Genomic DNA, 21,543 nt, shown 5'->3' on the forward strand with positions numbered 1-21,543 from the left:
CCGGTGCTCGACCTCGGCACGGGGCAGGCCGCCGACCTTGCGGGGCCGCTCGACCGGGACGAGCTGATCGCCTACGGGCCGCGGCTGTCCGACAACGGCGCCACCCGGCTGGGGACTGCGGCGTTGGTCCGGAGGCCGGACCCGGACACGGCACGCGCCATCCCGACCCCGGACCGGTACGCCGACCCTGGGTGCACAACTGGCAGTTCGGCAGGCGGTCGTGAGAGGTCATCCAGGCCGACGTCACCGTCGAGACCCTTCGGATCGCTCAGCATCCTCGTGTTGCACCCGAACCCACGGATGCATCGGCCTGACGCACACCGATGGACCCGTGGGTTCGCGCTGAAGGACCTCCTGTTTCCCTGAACCCGCGGGGCTCCCCGGCCTCGGGGAACACCGGTACAGCGGTTATCGGTGAGAGCGATCATGGTCGGCTAGCACAGTGATCCACGTCGCCGCTGGGGTTCGGTGAAATGCCTCCGGGCCTGCGCCGGGGCTGGCTAGGGTCCGGATCGTGCCGGTGGCAACGGCGGTCAGGCGCCCGCAACCAGCGTGCCGAGGGCCGTGCGCTGGTGGGTGACCGAGCGGCCTGTGCGGGTCGTCGTCGCCATGCCTGCCGATCTGAGCGCCGCCGCGTGGGACGAGGCCGTCGCGTTGCTGACGTGGAGGGCGCGGGCCAGGGATGTCGTGGTGTGAGGCTCGGCGAGGAGGCGCAGGGCGTCCAGCCGGGTGCGGCCCAGGACGGCGGCCAGGGTCTCGGCGGGGACGACCGGGCGCCCCGCAGTGGGCGGGAGCCCGGGACCGGCCGGGTACGTCAGGACTGCGGGACGGCCCGGGGTGTCGTGGAGAAGTGGGCCCGCCGGGTGGTGGAAGGTGGGCAGCAGAACCAGGCCACGCCCGTTGAGGCAGACGTCGCGGTCCGGCGCTGCGCCGGGCCATTCCCACACACCCTCGTGGAGCCGGCTGCCCGGGGCCAGGCCGGTCAAGGTGGCGGCCACGCCGTACTCGGCGACCGTCAGGGCGTAGCGGGTGAACTCCTCACGGTGCAGATCCTGTACGACGGACCAGACCGGGGCGAGGACCGTCTCGTACGCAGCCCGCTGGGCGCGGTGCAGGGTGCGCCAGGCCGTCCCGTCGCCCGCGTGCAGGCCGCGGATCCAGCGAGGCGCGGGCATCGTCCCGTAGACCCGCTCCAGCTCGGAGCGGACGAGACCGGGGCTGGTGGCGCGGATCTGTTCGAAGCCGTCGGCCATGGTGTCGCCGAGGACGTCGAGGAAGGAAGGAGGGCGGCCCGCCGGAACCAGTTCGGCGAGCGGGTTGGTTGCGGCCGGGAGGGAGCGCAGGACGCGTCCGCGCCACCTCGCGAACCGCGGCCCGCCACGCTGGGCCACGGCTGTCGTCAGGGCGGCGTGCAGCTCTTGGAGCGGCGCCGGGCGGGGTGCGAAGCGGATCCGGGCGAAGTCCTGCGCGGTGAAGTGGATTCGCAGCACCCTCACAGCTCCTCGTCCTGGGCCAGCCTTTTGGCCAGGGCCTGAACCTTCGCACCGTGATGGCCCCCGCCCCAAGGATGTTCGTATGACTTCTCGACGCATTCTTTTGAAAGGCACCCTATTCGGGAGTGCCGCCGCCCTGCTGCCCACGGCTGCGTCCGCCTCCGGTGGCGGCTCGATCCTCCGGCTGCCCGCGCCCGCCGGCCCGTACCCCGTAGGCATGCAGACGGTCCATCTGACGGACCCGTCCCGGACCGACCCATGGGTGGGCGGCGTGCGGGAGTTGATGCTGACCGTCCTGTACCCGGCCCGATCGGTACGCGGCTTCTCCCGGGCCCCGCAGCTCACCCCGGCCGAGGCCAGGGAGTTCGCAAAGTACGCGCCGCACGTTCATCCGGGGCTGCCGGAGCCGGGAGTGGTGGACTGGGGCGCGGTCCTCACCCACGGGTACGTGGACGCGCCGCCGCTGCCTGGGCAGCGGCCGGTGCTGGTGTACTCACCCGGCGGCGGTGACTCCCGCACGCTCGGCACAACCCTCGCCGAGGACCTGGCGAGTAACGGCCGAGTGGTCGTCCTCGTCGACCACCCCGGTGACGCTTCTCAGGTGGAGCTGCCCACCGGAATGCGGACGACCGTCCTGATCGGACCCCCGGACCCGGCGACCTTCCGCACGATGGTGGACACCCGGATCGCGGACCTCCGCCTGGTCCTGGACCGGCTCGGCGACCTGCCGCTCGCACCGGTCGTGGACTCCTGCCGGATCGGGATGTACGGGCACTCCGCAGGCGGCACGGCGGCGGTGTACGCGGCCCGTGACGACCGCCGGGTCGGCGCGGTGGTGAACCTGGAGGGCTACCTCGACCTGTACCCGATGCCGGCCGGCTTCGACCGGCCGCTGCTGCTGTTCCGCACCGACGGATTCGACGGCGCCGCCCGTATCGAGTCGTCCTGGGCGGGCCTTCCCGGCCGCCGCAGGCTGCTCCCCGACGCGAACCACTGGGCGTTCACCGACTACGGCTCGCTCGTCCCTCGACTCCAGACTTCCGGTCTCGTGACAGCGACGACGCGGACCGCGCTCGTCGGCACCGGCGACCCTGCGGGGACACTCGCTGAGGTACGGCGCCGGGTGGGGACCTTCTTCGCCCGCCATCTCTCGTAACGGAACTGCGAGGCGGCGGCGGGCGGCCTGCTCCAGCCCACAGGGCATCGGTTCGCTCCATCGCCGCTCTCGCCCGCGACCACGGCGTCAGCCGCGGCGCCATCCGCACGGCCGTCGCCGACCTCCTGTACGAAACCCGCCTTGGCGAGGACGGTGAGCGCGGCCGTGTTGCCGGTGTGGGTGACGGCCTGGATGCGCTGCACGGGCAGTTCGCCGAAAGCGAGATCGGTCAGTGCGTCCAGGGCGTCGGAGCCGTGGCTCCGGCCCGGTACTGCGGATCCATCATCAGGTGGACTTCCGCCGTGCCGTCGTTCGGTCGCCACTGGCGCGTCGTTCCACTCGTTCTCGGTCACGGGCGGAGGCTACGGACGGCCGGAAGGGGACGACGAGCGATTTACGCCGCCCCCCGTCTCGTCCGGTACTCGGCGTCCTCGCGCGGCCCGGCCGCGGCCGGGCCGCGCGAGGACTACGGGCGGGTGGCCGTCACCAGGTAGTAGTCCAGGATCTGCTGCTCCCAGGCGGCCAGGAAGTTCCGGGGCCAGGTGCCCGGCTTCCAGAGGCGGGCGAGCCAGCGGTCCCAGCCGGGCCAGACCTGCGGGCCGATCGAGGCGACCCGGACATCGGCGAAGCCGGCCTCGCCGAGGGCGTCGGTGAGCCGGGAGACGGGCCGGGCGATGTCCAGGCCGCTGGCGAACGAGTCGAGGAGCCCCGCGAGCCGCTCCGCGTGCGAGGGTGTGCCGTCGACGGTGAAGAAGCTGGCGACCGCCACCCGCCCGCCGGGGCGCAGGACCCGCGCCGCCTCCCGGGCGAACGCGGACAGGTCCGGGAAGTGCTGCGCCGCCTCGACGCTGAACAGGGAGTCGAACTCCGCGTCGCCCAGCGGCAGGCTCTCCGCCGCGCCGAGCACGAAGCGCAGCCGGTGCGGCTGCGCTTCGAGGTGCGCGGAGTTCGCCTCGCGGGCCCGCCGGAGCTGCTGGGGATGGATGTCCACCCCCGTCATCACCTCGGGCCCGTACTCCTCGAGGGCGAGGGTGCACCCGAGGCCGAGGCCACAGCCGATCTCCACGGCCCGACCGCCCTCCGGGGCGGCGGCGTCGAGCACGTAGCGGTAGAGGTCCTGCTCGCTCCGGATCCGGTCGCGCTGCGACAGCGGCCGTTCGAGGTCGACGGCCTGCCAGAAGCCGAAGTTGATGAACCCGCCGGCGAACACCGGCACGGCGCTGAGATCGGCCGGCCCGTACGTCTCCCACACCTCGGGGCGCACGACCGGAGCGGGCTGCCCCGCAGACTCACCCGACAACTCCCCACCACCCTCCTCGGTTCGGGGCTCCGTGCCCCGAGGTCATCAGTGTGGCCCGGGAACCACCGTCACGACAGGGGACGCGAGCGCGGGCAGACCGTTCGCCATTTGCCGAAATCATGGGGCATTCTGGATGCATGAACACCTCGCATGCTGGTCCGCCGGCGCCGGCGGACCAGCCGGCGCCCGCGGCCCGCCTCGCCGCCTTCGCCGCGGCCCTGGCCGACGAAACCCGGGCCGCCATCTGCATGACGCTGCTGGAGGGGCGCGCCTGGACCGCGGGCGAGCTGGCCCGGAGCACCGCGGTGGCGCCGTCCACCGTGAGCGGCCACCTGTCCCGGCTGCTCGACGCCGGCATCTGCGTGACCGAACGACAGGGCCGCCACAGCTACGTGCGCATCGCGGACGCCGCGACCGCCCGCCTCGTCGACGAGCTCGCCTCGTACGCGATTCCCGACCGGGACGCGGCGCACGCGGTCCCCGTGGTCGCGGCACCGGACCCGCTGGCGCGCGCCCGGACCTGCTACGACCACTTCGCCGGACGGTTCGGCATGGCGGTGACCGACGCGATGGAGCGGCGCGGACTGCTGCGCACGGAGGGCGTCTTCGAGCTGACGGACGACGGCCGGGCCTGGTGCGCCGCGGCCGGCATCGCCCTCGCCCACGAGGGGCGCAGGCCGCTGGCGAGTTCCTGCCTGGACTGGACCGAGCGGCGCCGCCACCTGGGCGGCGTCGCCGGGTCGCGGCTGTGCGCGCACGCGTTGCGCGAGGAATGGGTGGTACGCCCGCCCGGCGGCGGGCGGGCCCTGGACGTGACCCGGGCCGGGGAACAGGCCTTCGGCGACCTGCTGGGAATCACGCCGCAGGCGTGGACCTGAGCCCAGCGGGCCGTCGCCCGCCCGCAGCAAGATTCGGAGTCAATATTTCGGTCGACACCGAAATGTTGCGGCCGTAGGGTGAACGCATGACGTTCCGCACGGGTCGCATCCCTCCCCACGTGCTCACGATCGGCGCCGTCTCCTTCACGGTGTTCGCCTGGGCCTCCGCCTTCGTCTCCATCCGCAGCGCGGGCGCCGCCTACTCCCCCGGGGCCCTGGCCCTCGGCAGGCTGCTCGCCGCCTCGCTCGTGCTCGGCGTCCTGCTCCTGGTCCGCCGCCAGGGGCTGCCGCCCCGCGAGGCCTGGCGCGGGATCCTGCTGTCCGGCCTGGTGTGGTTCGGCGGCTACACGGTCGCGCTGAACTGGGGTGAGCGTCTGGTCGACGCGGGGACCGCCTCCCTGCTCGTGAACACCGGGCCCATCCTCATGGCCCTCCTCGCGGCCCGCCTCCTCGGCGAGGCGCTGCCGCCGCGGCTGCTGGCGGGCATGGGCGTCTCCTTCGCCGGAGCGGTGGTCGTGGGCCTGTCCATGTCCTCCGGAGAGGGCGGCTCCACCTCGGTGCTCGGCGTCGTGCTCTGTCTGCTCGCGGCGGTGGCCTACGCGACCGGTGTCGTCGCGCAGAAGCCCGCGCTCTCCTACGGAACACCCCTGCAGATCACCGCCTTCAGCTGCCTGACGGGAACCGTGGTCTGCCTGCCCTTCGCGGGGCAACTGGCCGCGGAACTGCCGAACGCGCCGCTGTCGGCCACCCTGAACATGGTCTATCTGGGCGTGGTGCCCACCGCCCTGGCCTTCACCACCTGGAGCTACGCCCTGGCGAGCATGCCCGCCGGCAAGCTGGGCGCGACGACCTACGCCGTCCCGGCCATCGTCGTCCTGCTGAGCTGGGCCCTGCTGGGCGAGGTACCCGCATGGCTCACCCTGCTCGGCGGCCTGCTCTGCCTCGCCGGGGTCGCGGTGTCCCGGTACGCACCGCGCGCCCCGCGCACTCCCGGCCGGGACGGCCCACTTCCCGCAGCCGGTCCGGAGCTGACCGGATCCCACGAAAGGAACCCCGCATGAGGATCCTCACGGTCGGCGCGGGCGCCGTCGGCGGCTTCTTCGGCGCCCGGCTCGCCGCGGCGGGCCAGGACGTCTCCTTCCTGGTCCGGCCGGCCCGCGCGAAGGCCCTCGCGGCGCGCGGACTGCGCGTCGAAGGCCAGGGGGAGAAGCTCCGCCTCACACCGAAGCTGGTGACGGCCGGCGCCCCGGGCGGCCCGTACGACGTGGTCCTGCTCTCCGTGAAGGCGACCGCCCTGCACGCGGCCCTGGCGGACGTCGAGCCCGCCGTCGGCCCGGACACCGCCGTCGTCCCCCTCCTCAACGGGGTCTCCCACCTCGACGCCCTCGTCGCGCGCCTCGGGGCCGCAGCCGTGCTCGGCGGGGTCGCGAAGGTGGTCACCACCCTGAGCGGGGAGGGCGACATCCTCCGCATGGCTCCGCCCGCGGTCATCCTGACCGGTGAGGTCGACGCCCGTCCCTCGGCGCGCGTGGACACCCTCCGGGCCGTCCTGGCCGAGGCGGGCATCGACTCACCGGAGACGGGGGACATCCTCGCGGCCATGTGGCACAAGTGGGTCTTCATCTCCACCCTGGTGGCCCTGACCTGCCTGATGCGCGGCACGGTCGGGGAGGTCAACGCCGTCCCCGGCGGGTCGGCCCTGGGACGGTCGCTGCTCGCCGAAGCCGCGGCGGTGGCCGGGGCCGCCGGCCATCCGGTGCCGGAGGCCGAACTCGCCTTCACCACCGCGACCGTCACGGCCGCCGGCTCCTCCCTCACCCCCTCCCTCTACCGCGACCTCGTGGCCGGAGCGCCCACGGAGGCGGACCACGTCCTGACCGACCTCACCGTCCGCGCCCGCGCGTTGGGGGTGGCCACTCCGCTGCTGGACCTCGCCACCCTCCACCTGCGGGTCCACGAGCACCGCCTCGCCGCGGGACGCTGACGCTCCTGAAGGGGGAAGAGCGCCCTACCGGCGAGTGCGGGGTTCGGGCAGGATGACCCGGCGCACCGGGGGCCGCCCGCGGCGGTGGCCTCCGCCCGGCCCGACCGTGATCCGGAGGTCCCCGTGACGTCGTACGACGACCAGGTTCGGCGTGACGAGCTGTACCGCGACCCGTACCCGCTCTACGACCGCGCCCGCCGGGCCGAGGGGCTGACGTACGTGCCCGAGTTCGACGCGTGGCTGGTGGCGCGCGACCGGGACGTGCGGGAGGTGCTGCTGCGCGCGGAGGAGTTCTCCTCGGCCAACTCCCTGCTGCCGGACGTCGCCCTGTCGGAGGCGGCGCTCGGCGTCCTGCCCCGGGGGTTCGGCCCCCGGCCGACCGTCGTCTCCTCGGACGGGGCGGCCCACCGCCGCCACCGCGCCCCGCTGAACCGGGGGCTGTCCCCCGGCCGGGTGGCGGCGCTGGTGCCGTACGCGCGCGCCTGTGCGCAGGAGCTGGTGGACGGCTTCGCGGCGGACGGGTCGGCGGAGCTGGTGGAGGCGTACGCGCGGCGGCTGCCCGGCATGGTGGTCGGGCGGCTGATCGGGCTGGAGCCGGCGGACGTGCCCGCGGCCGTGCACGGCGGCTACCGGGCCGAGGAATTGCTGTTCCGGCCGCTGTCGCCGGAGGAGCAGGTGGCTGCCGCCGAGGACGTGGTGGCGCTCCAGCACCTGCTGGACGGGTACGTCCGCGACCGGCGCGCCCGGCCCCGGGACGACATGTGCTCGGCCATGGTGGCCGCCCTCGCCCCCGGCGACGCCGAGCTCACCCTCGAACAGCGCCACGAACTGGTGACGAGCCTGCAGAACCTGCTGATCGCCGGATTCCTCACCACCAGCGCCCTGATCGGCACCACTCTGCTGCACCTGCTCGGTGACCGGCGGCAGTGGCGGATGCTCCGCGCCGATCCGTCTCTCGTCCCGGCGGCGGTGGAGGAGGCCGCCCGCCACGACACCGCCATCCAGGCCTTCCGGCGGACGACCACCGGGCCGGTGACCCTCGCCGGGACGAAGCTGCCGGCGGGGGCCACCGTGCTGGTGGCGTTCGGTGCGGCCAACCGCGACGAGGAGCGGTACGAGCGGGCCGACGCGTTCGACATCACCCGGCCCGGGAACCGGCAGCACCTCGCCTTCGGGCACGGGCCGCACGGCTGCCCCGGTTCCCAGCTGGCGCGCGAGCAACTGTGCCTCACGCTCGAACTGTTCACGCGCCGCCTGCCGGAGCTGCGGCTCGACGAGGACCGTCCGCGTCCGCGGATGCGGCCCACGCTGATCCACCGCTCGCCGCAGGACCTGTACGTCACCTGGTGAGCGGGCGCCACGGGCGTCGCCACGGCGCCCTGACGGGGACTCAGTCGTGCAGCAGCTCCGCACGCAGGGCGCCCAGCGTGCGGGAGAGCAGCCGGGAGACCTGCATCTGCGAGAGGCCGAGCTCCGCGCCGATCTCCGCCTGCGTCAGCTCCTGGCCGAAGCGCAACTGCAGGATGCGGGTGGAGCGTTCGTCCAGGTCGGCGAGCAGGGGCGCCAGGGCGTGCCGGTCCTCGACCGCCTCCAGGGCGGGGTCGGTCCCGCCCAGGGTCTCGGCGAGGCTGCGCGCGGCGAGTCCGGCCGCGGGCGCCTGCGCGCTGCCCGCGGTGGGCTGCTGGGGCGCGTCGAGGGACTGGGTGGAGTAGCCGTTGGCGGCGACCAGGCCCTGGCGGACCTCGTCCTCGGTCAGGCCCAGGTGCGCGGCGAGTTCCGCCGGGGTGGGCGCGTGCTCCGACACGGAGGTCAGTGCCTCCGTGGCCTTCGCCAGCTCCACGCGCAGCTCCTGCAGCCGGCGCGGCACCCGCACGGACCACGTGGTGTCCCGGAAGTGGCGCTTGATCTCGCCGGTGATGTACGGCATGGCGAGCGTGGCGAACTGCGTGTTGCGTTCGGGGTCGTAGCGGTCGATGGCCTTGATCAGGCCGATGACGCCGACCTGCACGAGGTCCTCGTTCTCGGGGCCGCCGGGGCGGTCGCGGAAGGGGCGGGCGGCGAAGTGCACCAGTGAGATGTTCATCTCGATCAGCGTGTTGCGCACGTACTGGTACGCGCGGGTGCCCTCTTCGAGGCTCCGCAGCCGTTCGAAGAACACCCGGGTCAGCTGCCGGGCGTCGCCGGTCGGCAGTTCGCGCGGGCGGGGCACGTAGGGCAGCCCGCTGAGGGCGGGGACGGATGCGACCCCGCCGGTGCAGGCAGGGGCCGTGGTCGGGGGCGTGGCCGGGCTCGTGGCCTCGGCTGTGGCCGTGGGGGTCATCGTCGTCGCTCCTTGGGCACAGGTGCTTGCGGCGCGTTGCGCGATTGCTCAGGTCATGCGGAATTCCGGTTCCGCTCACCTGCACCCTGCCGGGGCCGCGGACACACGTCAAGTTTCACCGGAAAACCATTTCGGGATTTGATTTTCGCGAGTCGCCATTCCAAGATGTCCGCGTGGAGAACGAGCACGCCGGTTCCCGCCGGAACCAGTGGACCTTCCTGACGAACCACGCCCGGGTGCTGATCGCGATCGCGCGCGACCCGGGGGTCCGGCTGCGCGACCTCGCGGCGATCTGCGACCTCACCGAGCGCACCGTGCAGACGATCGTCACGGACCTCGAGGCGGACGGGTACCTCACCCGGACGAGGGACGGCCGACGCAACCGTTACGCCATCGCCCCCGGCGCGCGCTTCCGCCACCCTGCGGAGGCCGGCCGGGAGATCGCCGGCCTGCTGTCCTACCTCGCCGCCCCGCTGGGCGCGCCGACGGCGCCTCCCGGCCAGGACAGAGCGCCGGGTGGGGCCTAGCGTGGCTGGTGGGGGTCAGTCGTTCCGGGCACACGCCCACGGCAGGAGGTCCGCCATGAGCACAGGCCACGAAACCGAAGCCCCGCACGAGGACCGGCAGGCGGAAGCCTACGAAGTGGTCTTCGCGACCACGGACCAGCCCGGGGAGGACGTGGTCCGGATGACCCGCACCGACGCGTCCGGGCCCGGCGGGCACCCCGTCTACGAGGACGCCACCGGAATCCTCCGGGCGGAGATCAGCAGCGGCGGCGAGGTCCGCGTGCTGGCGACCGGAGGCGGCCAGGAGCCGGCCCGCGTGCTGCGGGCCCGGGCGGTGGCCTGATGCCCGCACCGTGACGGGCGGGGGCCTCAGCCGACCTGGATGCCGATCACGCACGTGTCGTCGTCGGTGTCGGAGCGGCTTTCGGCGAGGAGGCGGTCCAGCCGCCCGTCCAGGTCCCCGGCTCCGGCGGCCGCCGCGGTCACGAGATGGCCGAGCGAGTCCTGGACCGAGGAGTCACGCCGTTCCACCAGCCCGTCCGTGAACATCAGCAGGGTGTCGTCCGGTTCGAGCCGCACCTCGCGCTCGAGGTACGTGACGTCGGGCAGCGCCCCCAGGAGCAGGCCCTCGATGAGCGGGAAGGCCTCGGCCTCGCCCCCGCGGACGAGCACGGGCGGCAGGTGCCCCGCGCGCGCCCAGCGCATCACCCTGGTGCTCGGGTCGAAGAGGCCGCAGACGGCGGTGGCCGTCACGTGCTTGGCCAGGTGGTGGGTGACCGTGTTGAGCCAGGACAGCAGCTGGGCGGGGCCCGCGCCCGTGACGGCGAGGCCTCGCAGGGCGTTGCGCAGCACCACCATGCCGGTGGCGGCCTCGATGCCGTGACCGGCGACGTCACCTACGGACAGCATGATCAGCCCGGACGGCAGGACCACGGTGTCGTACCAGTCGCCGCCGACGAGCGACTCGGTCTCCGCCGGCCGGTAGCGGACGGCGACCCGCAGGCCCGGGGCCTCGATGGCAGGGGGCGTGGGGGGCATGATGGCGTGCTGGAGCTGGAGGGCCAGCCGGTTGCGTTCGGCGGACTCGGCCTCGGTGTGGGCGAGCTGGTCCCTGGTCGCGGCCAGTGCGACCTCGGTCCAGTGCTGGGCGGAGATGTCCTGGTACGCGCCGCGCACGGCGTGCAGCCGCTGGTCCGCGTCGAGTACGGGCTCGGCGACGACGCGGATGTGGCGGGTGATCCCGTCGGACCTCTGGAGGCGGAAGTTGACGGAGGCGGGCCGGCGGTGGCGGAGCACCGCCCGCAGGAAGCGGTCCAGGGCGGCCGAGTCGTCCGGATGGGCGTGTCCGGGCAGTTCCCGCAGCCGGACCGGGGGCGCGGTGGCCGGGAGTCCGTGCAGGGCGTAGAGCTGCGCGTTCCAGGTGGTCTCCCCGGTGGCGAGGTTCTCCTCGAAACCGCCGATGCGGCCCAGGCGCTGGGCGTGCTGGAGGAGGTTGGCCAGCCGGGCCCTCTCGTCCTCGATCCGCCAGATCAGCAGGACGGCGGAGCCGTGACGGCTGACGCTGATGTCCGCGACCGAAGTCAGCGGGATCTGGTCGACGAGCGCGGTCAGGCTCATGCGTTCGGCCCTGAACGGTTCGCCCGTCGCGTGCACGCGCTCGATGATGTCGAACAGCCCGCTCTCGCCGGCGGCCATCGGATAGGCCTCCAGCAGCAGCGCACCGTTAACGTCGCCGCGCGGCCGGCCCACCGGGTCGACGAACCGGCTGCCGGCGTGCCGGATCCGGAAGTCGCCGAGCCGGCCCTCGGCGTCGAGGACGGGAGTGAGCACCACGGCGGGGTCCTGCAGTCCCTCGGCGAGGTCGATCAGCTCCGCGACGTCCGGGAGCACCCCTTCGGTGGTCGTGACCTCGCGCGGGGGCGAGGCGTCCATGGTGCGGGCGCACAGTTCGGCGAGGGCCTCGACCTGGCGCTCGATCTGCGGCGGCTGCGGCGCCAGGGGCTGCGGCCAGCAGATCTCGAGGACGCCGTGGATCCGTCCGCCCGTCCCCGTCGGCACGGCCATCCGGCCCCCGTCGGGCCACTCGAGGTGCCCGATCGAGGGCAGCCCTTCGCGTTTGAGGCGGGGGAGGGTGACCAGTCGGCGCTCGCGCAGTGCGAGGCGGGCGACGGTCGAGACGCCCGGAGGTACGTGGCGCCAGCGGGCGGCCTCCCTCGGCGGGAAACCGGCGTGGCCGGCGAGGGCCAGCGAGCCGTCGGGCACCGCGGTCCACACGGCGACGGCGACCGCTCCGAGGGGGCCCAGGGCGTTCGTCAGGAGGGACTCGGCCACCGCCTGGGTGTCGGCGTCGGCGGCCAGCATGCCGCTCTCGGCGGTGCGCAGCCGGACCGACACCGTGGAGTGCCGTCCGGCCGGGTCGCCGGCCGTGCCGGTGCGCTCGACGAACGCGGCGGCGATCTCGCTGACGTGGTCGCGGGAGGCCTGGTTGACGATGTCGGCGGCGAGTTCGAGCGGGGACGTCCCGCTCTCGCGGCACAGCACGTCGAGCTGGCGGGCGGCCGCGGCCGGCGTGCAGTGCAACTGCCCGATCAGGATGCCCTTGGCCAGTTCGACCAGGGCCCGGCCGTCCGCGGCCGCCTGTGCCTCCAGGACCTCGCGGCGCAGCCGTTCGACGGTGGCGACGAGGCGTCCCATCGTGGTCGATGCCTGGTGCGGGATGGCGTTCGCGGCCCGCTCGCCCACCGGCGCCGGCTGCGGGCGCGCGTCCTCGCGCCGCTGCGTGTCCCCGGTCATCGCGTGAGCCAGTACCGGACGCGGGCGATGAGGTCGTCGGCGTCCACCGGTTTGGTCACGTAGTCGCTGGCGCCCGCGGCGAGGCTCTTCTCCCGGTCCCCGGGCATCGCCTTGGCGGTGACGGCGATGATGGGCAGGCCCGCGTACGCCGGCATCCGGCGGATCTCCGCGGTGGCGGCGTAGCCGTCCAGTTCGGGCATCATCACGTCCATCAGGATGAGGTCGACACCCTCGTGGTGGGTGAGGGCGTCGATGCCCTTGCGGCCGTCCTCCGCGTGGAGCACGCGCATGCCGTGCAGTTCCAGGACCCCGCTGAGGGCGAAGAGGTTGCGTGCGTCGTCGTCGACGACGAGGACGGTACGTCCGGCCAGGTCGCCGTCGAGCACGTGGGATGCCTGCTGGCGCTGCGTGTCGCCCTGGACGAGGGGGAGCACGTCCCCCGGCTGCTCGGCGGACAGGTGGAGGGCGATGCGTTCGCGCAACTCGTCCAGGCTGGACAGCAGTTCCACGTGGCGTGCCGCGGGCCTCTCCCGCAGAGCCTCCTCCAAACCGTTCCTGACCCGGGTGTTGTTGTGGGCGAGGACGGGGAGCGAGGAGAGGGCCGGGTCTCCGTCGAGCGCGTCGAGGAAGCGCAGCGCTTCGCCGTCGGGCATGTCCAGTTCCAGGACGACGCAGTGGAAGGAGTCGGTCGCCAGGGCGGCGGCGGCCTCGCGTGAGCTGGTGGCGTTGACCACGTGGATGCCGGCGTGCTCTCCCGGCGCCTGAGGGCCGGGGGTGAAGTCCCGGCCGGCGCTCTCGGCGACGAGGGAGAGCAGGCCGCCCTGCCGTTCCTCGATCACGAGCAGCCGGCGGGCCCGTCGCTGCGCCGGGAGCACGGGCGCGCCGGGACGGCCCGGAGCTGCCGGCCCGGACGCCTCCGGGGACGAGGGCTCCGCCGGGGCGCCGGCATCGGGTGCGTCCTCGTAGTCCGCGCGGCTGACCGGCAGGTAGAGGGTGAAGGTGCTGCCCTGGCCGGGTGTGCTCTCCGCGGTGACGGCCCCGCCGAGGAGCTGGGCGATCTCACGGCTGATGGAGAGGCCGAGGCCGGTGCCGCCGTACTTGCGGCTGGTGGTGCCGTCGGCCTGCTGGAAGGCTCCGAAGACGGACTCGAGCTGCTGCGCGGGGATGCCGATGCCCGTGTCCCGTACCCGGAAGGCCAGCATGGGTCCGCGCCGGGGATGCCCGGCGGGGAGCTCGGAGGCCGTCGCCGGTTCGATCCGGAGCTCGACGCCGCCGCGCTCGGTGAACTTGACCGCGTTGGACAGCAGGTTGCGCAGGATCTGGCGCAGCCGCGCGTCGTCGGTGAGCAGGTCGTCGGGGGCGCCCGGGGCGGTGGTGACGGTGAAGTCGAGGCTCTTCTGCGTGGTCATCGGCCGGAAGGTGGCGTCGACGTACTCGAGCAGCTGGGGCAGGTCGACCCGCTCGGGGTTGATGTCCATCTTGCCGGCCTCGACCTTGGACAGGTCGAGGATGTCGTTGATCAGCTGGAGCAGGTCCGAGCCGGCCGAGTGGATGATGCCCGCGTACTCGACCTGCTTGGGGGTCAGGTTGCGTGCGGGGTTCTGGGCGAGCAGCTGGGCGAGGATGAGCAGGCTGTTGAGCGGGGTGCGCAGCTCGTGGCTCATGTTGGCCAGGAATTCGGACTTGTAGGTGGAGGCCAGCGACAACTGCTGTGCGCGGGTCTCCAGTTCCTGCCGGGCCTGCTCGATCTCCAGGTTCTTGGCCTCGATGTCGCTGTTCTGGCTGGCGAGGAGGGCGGCCTTCTCCTCCAGCTCGGCGTTGGAGCGCTGGAGTTCCTCCTGCTGGACCTGGAGTTCCTCCGAACGGGCCTGGAGTTCGCCGGCCAGCCGCTGGGACTCGCCGAGGAGCTCGTCGGTCCGGGCGTTGGCGACGATCGTGTTGACGTTGGCGCCGATGGTCTCCATCAGCTGGGCCAGGAAGTCGCGGTGGACGGGGGTGAAGGCGCCGAAGGAGGCGAGTTCGATCACTCCGAGCACCTGGTCGTCCACCACGATCGGCAGGATGATCAGGCTGCCCGGGGTGGTGTGGCCGAGCCCGGAGGCGATGACGTAGCCGCCGGGGACCTGGTCGGTGGCGATGATCCGGCGGCTGCGGGCCGCCTGACCGACGAGGGACTCACCGAGGGCGAACGCGACGCCCTCCTCGGCGGCCGCGGAACGGCCGTAGGAGCCGACGAGGGTGAGCACGGTGCCGCCGGGGCGGTCCTCGGCGAGGTAGAAGGCTCCGTACTGGGCGGCGACGAGCGGCGTCAGTTCGTCCATGACGAGTTCGGCGACGGCGGCGAGACCCCGGTGGCCCTGCATCAGGCCGGAGATGCGGGCCAGGTTGGACTTGAGCCAGTCCTGCTCCTGGTTGGCCCGGGTGCTCTCGCGCAGCGAGCCGACCATGGAGTTGATGTTGTCCTTGAGTTCGGCGACCTCACCCGAGGCGTCGACCGTGATCGAGCGCGTCAGGTCGCCCTCGGCGACCGCGCTGGCGACCTCGGCGATGGCCCGGACCTGACGGGTCAGGTTGCCGGCCAGCTCGTTGACGTTCTCCGTCAGGCGCTTCCAGGTCCCGGAAACGCCCTCGACCTCGGCCTGGCCGCCGAGCCGGCCCTCGCTGCCGACCTCGCGGGCGACCCGGGTGACCTCGGCGGCGAAGGCGGAGAGCTGGTCGACCATCGTGTTGATGGTCGTCTTCAGCTCCAGGATCTCCCCGCGGGCGTCCACGTCGATCTTCTTGGACAGATCGCCGTTGGCGACGGCCGTCGTGACGAGGGCGATGTTGCGGACCTGGCCGGTGAGGTTGTTGGCCATGGAGTTGACGTTGTCGGTGAGGTCCTTCCAGGTGCCCGCCACGTTGGGAACCTGCGCCTGGCCACCGAGCCGGCCCTCGGTGCCGACCTCGCGGGCCACCCGCGTCACCTCGTCGGCGAACGCGGACAGCGTGTCGACCATCGTGTTGATGACCCCGGCCAGCGCGGCGACCTCGCCCTTCGCCTCGACCACGATCTTCTGCGAGAGGTCGCCGCGGGCGACGGCGGTGGCCACCTGGGCGATGGAGCGCACCTGGCCGGTCAGGTTGGACGCCATGACGTTGACGTTGTCGGTCAGGTCCTTCCAGGTGCCGGAGACCCCCCGGACCGTGGCCTGGCCGCCGAGGTTGCCCTCGGTCCCGACGTCGCGGGCCACCCGCGTCACCTCGTCGGCGAACGCGGACAGCTGGTCGACCATCGTGTTGATGGTCTCCTTCAGCTCCAGGATCTCCCCGCGGGCGTCCACCCGGATCTTCTGCGTCAGATCTCCCTGGGCCACGGCGGTGGTGACCTCGGCGATCGAGCGCACCTGGGCCGTCAGGTTGTCGGCCATGACGTTGACCGATTCCGTCAGGTCCTTCCAGGTGCCGGAGACGCCCATGACGTCCGCCTGGCCGCCGAGCCGGCCCTCGGTGCCCACCTCGCGGGCCACCCTCGTGACCTCCCCGGCGAACCCGGAGAGCTGGTCGACCATCGTGTTGATGGTCTCCTTCAGCTCCAGGATCTCCCCGCGCGCCGTGACGTTGATCTTCTGCGAGAGGTCGCCCTTGGCCACGGCGGTCGCGACCTGGGCGATCGAGCGCACCTGCGCCGTCAGGTTTCCGGCCATGAAGTTGACCGAATCCGTGAGGTCCAGCCAGGCGCCCCCGACCCCCGGTACGTCGGCCTGGCCGCCCAGCGTCCCCTCGGTGCCCACCTCGCGGGCCACCCGCGTCACCTCGGAGGTGAACAGCGACAGCTGGTCGGCCATCCCGTTGAAGACGGTGGCGATCTCCCCGAGCAGCCCGTCCGCCGTATCGGGCAGCCGGGTGCGGAAGTCCCCGTCGCGTACGGCGGTCAGCCCGGCCAGCAACTGGCGCAGCTCCGACTCGCCGATCCCGCCCTCACCCGGAAGCGGTGGCACCCCGCTCAGTGAATCCGTGCCCGCCCGCTCGGCCATCCGCCAACCTCACTCTCGATAACAACCGCACCGGCACCCTGGGACAGGACATGCTTCTGGCAGCAGGGCGCGCCGGAGCGCCCGGCTCCGCCGGGTCCGTACGCACCCGGGCACCGGGTCGGGTGAAGGCTAACGCCACCGGAAGGACGGCGAGGCACAGTCGATCACACCGGAAGCAGCACATCCGGCTCCGGGGCGCGCCGTCGGCCGGCGGCCCGTGCTCCGGTGGGCCTGCCGGCGCGGGTTCACGTCCCGAGGGCGTCCTCGACACTCGCGTGCAGGGAGAGCACGGTATCGGCGCCGGTCACGGCGAAAAGCCGTCGCAGCTGCTCGCCGGGGGCGGCGATGCGCAGGGCGGTGAGGTGGTGCAGCCGCAGGAGCAGGTTCAGGAAGGAGGAGTCTCCGAAGGTGATGGCACCGGCGTCCAGCACCACCAGCGGGTACCGGTCGGCGGCGGACAGGAGAGCCTCCTCCAGAGGAGTCAGCGTGTCCTGGTCGAGCTCCCCACGGGCCGTCACCACCCACCCGGTCCCTGCCGGGTAGCCGTCCCCGGCCACACCCTGCTGGTACACGTCCCCTGTTCCGGTCATGTCCGCCTCCCCGGATCGCCACCTGTACATCCTGCTCAAGGGAGTATGCCTGTTCGCTCCGCCGGCGTGGCCGCCCCCCGTCCGCAACGGCCCCCCTTCGGCCGCACGGCGCGACTCTCAGAAGAAAGCCGTGCACCGAAGTGTGTAGAACCCCGAAGCCGGGGCAGAAGGGCCCCCGGCAGCCGTCAGTCAATCGGGAGGGAGCGGCCACCATGTCTCGCTCGTCCACCGCCATAGGCCCCATTCGTGCAACAGACGCGCAAGTCCCTGCTTGTGACCCTGGCACCGCGGGAGCGCCCACGCAGGACGAGGACCTGTTCCATGTGGAGAACGCCCGCGAGATGGCACCCGCCGACGCACGGGAGCTCTCGCGGCTCTTCTTCGGAAGGCTGCGCACCCTGGAGGAGGGGACCCGCGAGTACCAGTACACGCGCAACACCCTGATCGAGATGAATCTCTCGCTCGTGCAGTTCGCCGCGCGACGTTTCCGCTCCCGGGCGACCGGCGGCGGTCTCGACATGGACGACATCATCCAGGTGGGCACCATCGGCCTCATCAAGGCCATCGACCGCTACGACCTGGAGCGCGAGGTCGAGTTCTCCACCCTCGCCCTCCCCTACATCACCGGTGAGATCAAGCGCTACTTCCGCGACACCACCTGGGCCGTGCACGTCCCGCGGCGCCTGCAGGAACTGCGCATGGAACTCGCCAAGGCCCAGGAGAACCTGACCGACGTCCTGGGCAGGGCGCCGACGGTCAAGGAGGTCGCCCAGCACCTGAAGCTGTCCGAGGACGAGGTGATAGACGGGCTGGTGGCCGCGAACGGCTACACGAGCGGTTCCCTCGACACCGCCGGCGCGGAGAGCGACGCGCAGTCCACGACGGGCCCGGCGACCCGGCCGCTGGCGGAACGCCTCGGCGAGGTCGACCCCGCCATGGAGCTCTTCGAAGAGTTCCACACCCTCGCGCCGCTGCTGGAGCAGCTGGACGAACGCGACCGGCGCATCCTGCAGATGCGTTTCGGCGAGGAGAAGACCCAGGCCGAGATCGGCGCCGAACTGGGCGTCTCCCAGATGCAGGTCTCCCGCATCCTGTCCCGGACCCTGGCCCGCCTGCGCGCCGGCATGCTCACGGGGTAGGGCCCCGGCCATGAGCTCCCTGCGGAGGGGAAGGGGTGGAGCGGGCGGGAGCGCGCCGCTGACCGCCCTGCCCATGCGCGACCGTCCCGGCGCACGCCTGAGCGGCAGCTGCGACCTCGACACCCGGCATGCCCTGTCGGCGGCGCTCGGCGTCGTGACCGGGCTGCCGGGCCCGGTCGTCCACCTCGACCTCTCCGCCGTGGCCTTCCTCGACACGGCCGCGGTCGCCGCCCTGGTTCAGGCGTCGGCCGCCCTCAACGGGGAGGGGCGGCGCCTGCTGCTCCACGACCCGCCATACTCGCTGCGCAAGGTAGTGGAGATGTTCCCGGACGAATGCGCCGCGCTGGAGGTCGCAGCATGATCACTGTTCCTGCGCCCGCCGGGCCCGGGGCCTTCGTCCACCCCGCCCTCTTCTACCGGGACGTCGGCGAGTACCTGACCGGAGTGGGAGGTTTCGTACGGGCGGCCCTGTCGGCCGACGAACCGGTCCTCGTCGCCGTGCCGGGGCCGCACCTGGACGCCCTGCGCGAGAGCCTCGGCCCGAGCGGGACCGAGGTCGCCTGGACCGACATGACGGAAATGGGCCGCAATCCCGGCCGCATCCTCGCCGCTCTGCAGGACTTCGCCGATCGGCACGCGGGCCGGGCGGCCCGGATCGTCGGCGAGCCGATCTGGCCCGGCCGCTCCCCCGCCGAGGTGCTCGAGGCCACCCGCCACGAGGCCCTCATCAACACGGCCTTCGCCGGCCGGCCGGCCACCATCCTGTGCCCGTACGACGTACGGGGGCTCGCGCCCGCGGTGGTGACCGAGGCCCGGCGCACGCACCCCACGCTGATCGAGGGGGGCCTGGACCGGCCGAGCCCGGCCTACACCGACGCCGCCAGGGTCTCCGCCGACTGCGATCTTCCCCTGCCCGAGCACGACGGCGAGGTGTCCCGGCTCGCGTACACCCACGGCGGGCTGGGCGAGGTGCGCGAGCACGCCGAGAACTGGGCACGCGCCACGGCCCTGACCCCGGCGCGGCGCGGCGACCTCGTCCTGGCCGTCAGCGAGGCGGCGGCAAACTCCCTCTCCCACGGAGGAGGGAAGGGCACCCTCCGGCTGTGGGCGACCGACGGTCCCGGAGCGGGTGTGGTCGCCGAGATCCACGACGGCGGCCGCCTTGCCGACCCCCTGGCCGGGCGCCGCCGCCCTTCCCTGGCTTCGGCAGACGGCGGCCGTGGACTGTGGATGATCCACCAGCTCTGCGATCTGGTCGAGGTCCGCGCCACGGAGAGGGGCCTCACGCTGCGCCTCCACATGGCAACGCCCTGAGAGCGGTGGTCCCCTAGACTGTCCGGGCAGGTGCCGAGAGCAAAGAGCAGCGTCGACGTGGGGGTGACAGACCACAGTGGAGACCATCGGTCCGGAAACGGGCGATCCGGTGAGTGCCGCCGTTCCCGTCGGGGGGCAGCGCCGTCGGCTCGCGCTGACGGGCGTCCGCGGCTCTGTGGCCAAGGGCCGCGACTTCACCCGTCAGGCCCTGCGGGACTGGGGCTGGGACGGGACCGAAACCGCCGAGGACACCCTGCTCCTCGTGTCCGAGCTGCTGACCAACGCGTCACTGCACGCGGGCGGCTGTCACGAGCTCGTGCTCAGCGGCGGGGAGGCCCTGCGCATCGAGGTGTACGACGGCACGACCACGCTGCCCTACCCCCACCCGGCCCCGCAGCGTGGCCTCCCGGGAGGCCACGGTCTGCACATCGTGGAGCGGCTGTCCGACCGCTGGGGCGCGCTCGCGCACGAACGCGGGAAGGCCGTCTGGGCCGAGATCGACGCCGCGCGGCTGGTGTCCGGCAGGCCCACCGGGCGATGACCGCCGGTCGCACCTGACCGGACCGCCCGCCTGCCCGCCCCTCACCCGGGGCGTCAATCCGGCAGCCGCGGGCAGACGCGCGGCATGACCTCGTATCAGCTCACCACCCTGTCGCTCACCCCGGCGCCCGGGCCCGCCTGGGTGCACCTGCTCGTCATCGCCTTCGCGCTGATCGTCCTCGTACACACCCTCGCCCGGCACCGGTAACGCCGGCGCCGGGTACGCGGATCCGTGCTGGAGCCGCGTCCACGGGGTATCCGCGGAGCATGGAAACCTCTTCGGCTCGGCCGGGCGGCTCGCGGCGCCCGTGGTGGGGGCGGATCGCCGTCGGCCTGGCGGCGATCGTGGTGCTGATCGTGCTCGTGACGCGCTTCAGCCTGGTTCCGGGATTCGGCGGCCTCTTCGGCGAGGACACCCGGGACCGCTCCGGTCCCGCGCTCCTCAAGTCGATGCAGGACATGCACCGCTACGAAGCGGCCGTCGGCAACTTCCAGGTGGTCGTGGACCTGGAGAAGGACGCGGCGCTGCTGCCGGACGCCATCCGCGGGACCCGCACCCTGTACGTGGGTGCCGGCACCGTCAGCGGCTACGTCGACCTGGGCGGACTGGGCGAGCGGAACGTCACCGTGAACGGCGACGGCACGAAGGCCTCGATCCGGCTGCCGCACGCGGTGCTCGGCACCGCGGCCCTCAACCCGGACCGTTCGTACGCCGTGTCGAAACAGCGGGGCCTTCTGGACCGGATCGGCGACCTGTTCTCCGACAACCCGGCCGGCGAACAGGCCGTGCAGAAGCTCGCCGTGCAGCACATCAACGAAGCGGCCCGCGACAGCGGCCTCGTCGAGCGCGCCGAGCAGAACACCAGGTCGATGCTGGAGGGGTTGCTGCGCTCCCTGGGCTTCCGTGAGGTGACGGTCGCGTACGGCTGAATGGCGTGCCGGCCGCGGTGTGTTCCGCTCCGGGCCGGGTAGCCGCGCCTCAAGACGTCCTGACGGACGCCCCGCACCACGAGGTGCGGGCTGCCGACGACACGGAAGGGGTGCACATGTCGCACGTCGAGGAGTACGTCGAGGTCAACGTTCCCGTACGCACGGCCTACAACCAGTGGACGCAGTTCGAGGAGTTCCCCGCCTTCATGGAGGGGGTCGAACGCGTCGACCAGCGCACGGACACGCTCACCCACTGGGTGACGAACGTGAACGGTGTGCAGCGCGAGTTCGACGCGCAGATCACCGAGCAGCTCCCGGACCGGCGCGTCGCGTGGATGACGGTCGACGGGGAGGCCCGACAGGCCGGGCTGGTCGTCTTCCAGCCGATCGACGCGACCACCACCAAGGTCGTCCTGCACATGAACTGGGTGCCCGACGGTCTGGCCGAGACGGCCGCCGACAAGCTCGGCTTCGTCAAGCGCCAGGTGATGGGCGATCTGAAGCGGTTCAAGCTGTTCATCGAGTCGCGCGGGGTCGCGACGGGCGCGTGGCGCGGCGAGGTCTGATCCCGGTCGGAGGGGCGG

20 protein-coding genes and 2 pseudogenes are annotated in these 21,543 nt (G+C 72.8%); 15 read left to right on the plus strand and 7 right to left on the minus strand.

Going from position 1 to position 21,543, the window contains the following annotated elements:
* Nucleotides 1-3: 3 nt before the first annotated feature.
* A pseudogene (locus PV721_RS03515) lies at nucleotides 4-224 on the plus strand (hypothetical protein); the annotation flags it as partial.
* Between the two features lie 309 nt (nucleotides 225-533).
* Here PV721_RS03515 and PV721_RS03520 read toward each other — a convergent pair.
* Nucleotides 534-1,490 carry a winged helix-turn-helix domain-containing protein gene (locus PV721_RS03520; RefSeq protein WP_319721289.1) on the minus strand — a complete coding sequence of 319 codons (957 nt, stop codon included), beginning with the start codon at nucleotides 1,488-1,490 and terminating at the stop codon, nucleotides 534-536.
* Between the two features lie 85 nt (nucleotides 1,491-1,575).
* On the opposite strand from PV721_RS03520, the gene PV721_RS03525 reads away from it, so the two are divergent.
* A complete protein-coding gene (locus PV721_RS03525; RefSeq protein WP_416371014.1) occupies nucleotides 1,576-2,649 on the plus strand; it encodes an alpha/beta hydrolase family protein in 1,074 nt (357 codons plus the stop codon).
* A gap of 188 nt (nucleotides 2,650-2,837) precedes the next feature.
* Here PV721_RS03525 and PV721_RS03535 read toward each other — a convergent pair.
* A pseudogene (locus tag PV721_RS03535) lies at nucleotides 2,838-3,002 on the minus strand (hypothetical protein); the annotation flags it as partial.
* Between the two features lie 113 nt (nucleotides 3,003-3,115).
* The gene (locus PV721_RS03540; RefSeq protein WP_319721291.1) at nucleotides 3,116-3,949 is read right to left on the minus strand and encodes a class I SAM-dependent methyltransferase; all 834 of its coding nucleotides are present in this window, start codon (nucleotides 3,947-3,949) and stop codon (nucleotides 3,116-3,118) included.
* Nucleotides 3,950-4,086: 137 nt separating this feature from the next.
* On the opposite strand from PV721_RS03540, the gene PV721_RS03545 reads away from it, so the two are divergent.
* The 4 genes from PV721_RS03545 (at nucleotide 4,087) to PV721_RS03560 (ending at nucleotide 8,161) form a co-directional block, all read left to right on the plus strand.
* Entirely contained in the window at nucleotides 4,087-4,827 is a 741-nt protein-coding gene (locus PV721_RS03545) for a helix-turn-helix domain-containing protein (protein WP_319721292.1), read from the plus strand.
* An 86-nt stretch (nucleotides 4,828-4,913) separates the two neighbouring features.
* Entirely contained in the window at nucleotides 4,914-5,888 is a 975-nt protein-coding gene (locus PV721_RS03550; RefSeq protein ID WP_319721293.1) for a DMT family transporter, read from the plus strand.
* Nucleotides 5,885-6,811: a 2-dehydropantoate 2-reductase gene (locus PV721_RS03555; protein ID WP_319721294.1), complete on the plus strand. Its 927-nt coding sequence runs from the start codon at nucleotides 5,885-5,887 to the stop codon at nucleotides 6,809-6,811. Before PV721_RS03550 ends, PV721_RS03555 begins: the two co-directional genes overlap by 4 nt.
* A gap of 123 nt (nucleotides 6,812-6,934) precedes the next feature.
* Nucleotides 6,935-8,161 (plus strand): cytochrome P450, encoded by a 1,227-nt coding sequence (locus PV721_RS03560; protein ID WP_319721295.1) that lies wholly within the window; start codon nucleotides 6,935-6,937, stop codon nucleotides 8,159-8,161.
* 40 nt (nucleotides 8,162-8,201) lie between these two features.
* Here PV721_RS03560 and PV721_RS03565 read toward each other — a convergent pair whose 3' ends face one another.
* A complete protein-coding gene (locus PV721_RS03565; protein WP_319721296.1) occupies nucleotides 8,202-9,131 on the minus strand; it encodes a SigB/SigF/SigG family RNA polymerase sigma factor in 930 nt (309 codons plus the stop codon).
* 173 nt (nucleotides 9,132-9,304) lie between these two features.
* Here PV721_RS03565 and PV721_RS03570 point away from each other — a divergent pair, with 173 nt between their 5' ends.
* Nucleotides 9,305-9,658, plus strand: coding sequence for a helix-turn-helix domain-containing protein (locus tag PV721_RS03570; RefSeq protein ID WP_319721297.1), 354 nt, complete (start codon nucleotides 9,305-9,307; stop codon nucleotides 9,656-9,658).
* A gap of 55 nt (nucleotides 9,659-9,713) precedes the next feature.
* Entirely contained in the window at nucleotides 9,714-9,980 is a 267-nt protein-coding gene (locus PV721_RS03575) for a DUF6296 family protein (RefSeq protein WP_319721298.1), read from the plus strand.
* 26 nt (nucleotides 9,981-10,006) lie between these two features.
* Here the strand turns inward: PV721_RS03575 and PV721_RS03580 are convergent, their stop codons facing one another.
* The 3 genes from PV721_RS03580 to PV721_RS03590 form a co-directional block, all read right to left on the minus strand.
* A complete protein-coding gene (locus tag PV721_RS03580) occupies nucleotides 10,007-12,430 on the minus strand; it encodes a SpoIIE family protein phosphatase (RefSeq protein WP_319721299.1) in 2,424 nt (807 codons plus the stop codon).
* A complete protein-coding gene (locus tag PV721_RS03585; protein WP_319721300.1) occupies nucleotides 12,427-16,446 on the minus strand; it encodes a HAMP domain-containing protein in 4,020 nt (1,339 codons plus the stop codon). The genes PV721_RS03580 and PV721_RS03585 overlap by 4 nt, the downstream gene beginning before the upstream one ends.
* 245 nt (nucleotides 16,447-16,691) lie before the next feature.
* Nucleotides 16,692-17,036, minus strand: coding sequence for an STAS domain-containing protein (locus PV721_RS03590; RefSeq protein WP_319721301.1), 345 nt, complete (start codon nucleotides 17,034-17,036; stop codon nucleotides 16,692-16,694).
* Between the two features lie 212 nt (nucleotides 17,037-17,248).
* Between PV721_RS03590 and PV721_RS03595 the strand changes: the two genes are divergently transcribed.
* From PV721_RS03595 to PV721_RS03625, 7 genes are all read left to right on the plus strand, one after another.
* The gene (locus tag PV721_RS03595; RefSeq protein ID WP_416371015.1) at nucleotides 17,249-18,175 is read left to right on the plus strand and encodes a SigB/SigF/SigG family RNA polymerase sigma factor; all 927 of its coding nucleotides are present in this window, start codon (nucleotides 17,249-17,251) and stop codon (nucleotides 18,173-18,175) included.
* A 73-nt stretch (nucleotides 18,176-18,248) separates the two neighbouring features.
* The gene (locus tag PV721_RS03600) at nucleotides 18,249-18,536 is read left to right on the plus strand and encodes an STAS domain-containing protein (RefSeq protein ID WP_319721302.1); all 288 of its coding nucleotides are present in this window, start codon (nucleotides 18,249-18,251) and stop codon (nucleotides 18,534-18,536) included.
* A complete protein-coding gene (locus tag PV721_RS03605) occupies nucleotides 18,533-19,489 on the plus strand; it encodes a sensor histidine kinase (RefSeq protein WP_319721303.1) in 957 nt (318 codons plus the stop codon). The genes PV721_RS03600 and PV721_RS03605 overlap by 4 nt, the downstream gene beginning before the upstream one ends.
* A 76-nt stretch (nucleotides 19,490-19,565) precedes the next feature.
* On the plus strand, nucleotides 19,566-20,030 hold the full coding sequence (locus tag PV721_RS03610) for an ATP-binding protein (RefSeq protein ID WP_319721304.1): 465 nt from the start codon (nucleotides 19,566-19,568) through the stop codon (nucleotides 20,028-20,030).
* 84 nt (nucleotides 20,031-20,114) lie between these two features.
* Complete coding sequence (locus PV721_RS03615; protein WP_319721305.1) at nucleotides 20,115-20,237, plus strand: hypothetical protein; 123 nt, start codon at nucleotides 20,115-20,117, stop codon at nucleotides 20,235-20,237.
* A 59-nt stretch (nucleotides 20,238-20,296) separates the two neighbouring features.
* On the plus strand, nucleotides 20,297-20,959 hold the full coding sequence (locus PV721_RS03620) for a DUF4230 domain-containing protein (RefSeq protein WP_319721306.1): 663 nt from the start codon (nucleotides 20,297-20,299) through the stop codon (nucleotides 20,957-20,959).
* A 116-nt stretch (nucleotides 20,960-21,075) separates the two neighbouring features.
* Complete coding sequence (locus tag PV721_RS03625) at nucleotides 21,076-21,525, plus strand: SRPBCC family protein (protein ID WP_319721307.1); 450 nt, start codon at nucleotides 21,076-21,078, stop codon at nucleotides 21,523-21,525.
* Nucleotides 21,526-21,543: the final 18 nt, after the last annotated feature.

Source organism: Streptomyces sp. MB09-01 (assembly GCF_033794505.1).
Taxonomy (GTDB): Bacteria; Actinomycetota; Actinomycetes; order Streptomycetales; family Streptomycetaceae; genus Streptomyces.

Bases quoted from the DNA above. Each gene is read 5' to 3' on its own strand.
- PV721_RS03585 (WP_319721300.1), bottom strand. From the start codon at position 16,446: ATGGCCGAGCGGGCGGGCACGGATTCACTGAGCGGGGTGCCACCGCTT.
- PV721_RS03525 (WP_416371014.1), top strand. From the start codon at position 1,576: ATGACTTCTCGACGCATTCTTTTGAAAGGCACCCTATTCGGGAGTGCC.
- PV721_RS03595 (WP_416371015.1), top strand. From the start codon at position 17,249: ATGTCTCGCTCGTCCACCGCCATAGGCCCCATTCGTGCAACAGACGCG.
- PV721_RS03605 (WP_319721303.1), top strand. From the start codon at position 18,533: ATGATCACTGTTCCTGCGCCCGCCGGGCCCGGGGCCTTCGTCCACCCC.
- PV721_RS03565 (WP_319721296.1), bottom strand. From the start codon at position 9,131: ATGACCCCCACGGCCACAGCCGAGGCCACGAGCCCGGCCACGCCCCCG.
- PV721_RS03620 (WP_319721306.1), top strand. From the start codon at position 20,297: ATGGAAACCTCTTCGGCTCGGCCGGGCGGCTCGCGGCGCCCGTGGTGG.
- PV721_RS03545 (WP_319721292.1), top strand. From the start codon at position 4,087: ATGAACACCTCGCATGCTGGTCCGCCGGCGCCGGCGGACCAGCCGGCG.
- PV721_RS03575 (WP_319721298.1), top strand. From the start codon at position 9,714: ATGAGCACAGGCCACGAAACCGAAGCCCCGCACGAGGACCGGCAGGCG.
- PV721_RS03615 (WP_319721305.1), top strand. From the start codon at position 20,115: ATGACCTCGTATCAGCTCACCACCCTGTCGCTCACCCCGGCGCCCGGG.
- PV721_RS03590 (WP_319721301.1), bottom strand. From the start codon at position 17,036: ATGACCGGAACAGGGGACGTGTACCAGCAGGGTGTGGCCGGGGACGGC.
- PV721_RS03625 (WP_319721307.1), top strand. From the start codon at position 21,076: ATGTCGCACGTCGAGGAGTACGTCGAGGTCAACGTTCCCGTACGCACG.
- PV721_RS03600 (WP_319721302.1), top strand. From the start codon at position 18,249: ATGCGCGACCGTCCCGGCGCACGCCTGAGCGGCAGCTGCGACCTCGAC.
- PV721_RS03555 (WP_319721294.1), top strand. From the start codon at position 5,885: ATGAGGATCCTCACGGTCGGCGCGGGCGCCGTCGGCGGCTTCTTCGGC.
- PV721_RS03580 (WP_319721299.1), bottom strand. From the start codon at position 12,430: ATGACCGGGGACACGCAGCGGCGCGAGGACGCGCGCCCGCAGCCGGCG.
- PV721_RS03550 (WP_319721293.1), top strand. From the start codon at position 4,914: ATGACGTTCCGCACGGGTCGCATCCCTCCCCACGTGCTCACGATCGGC.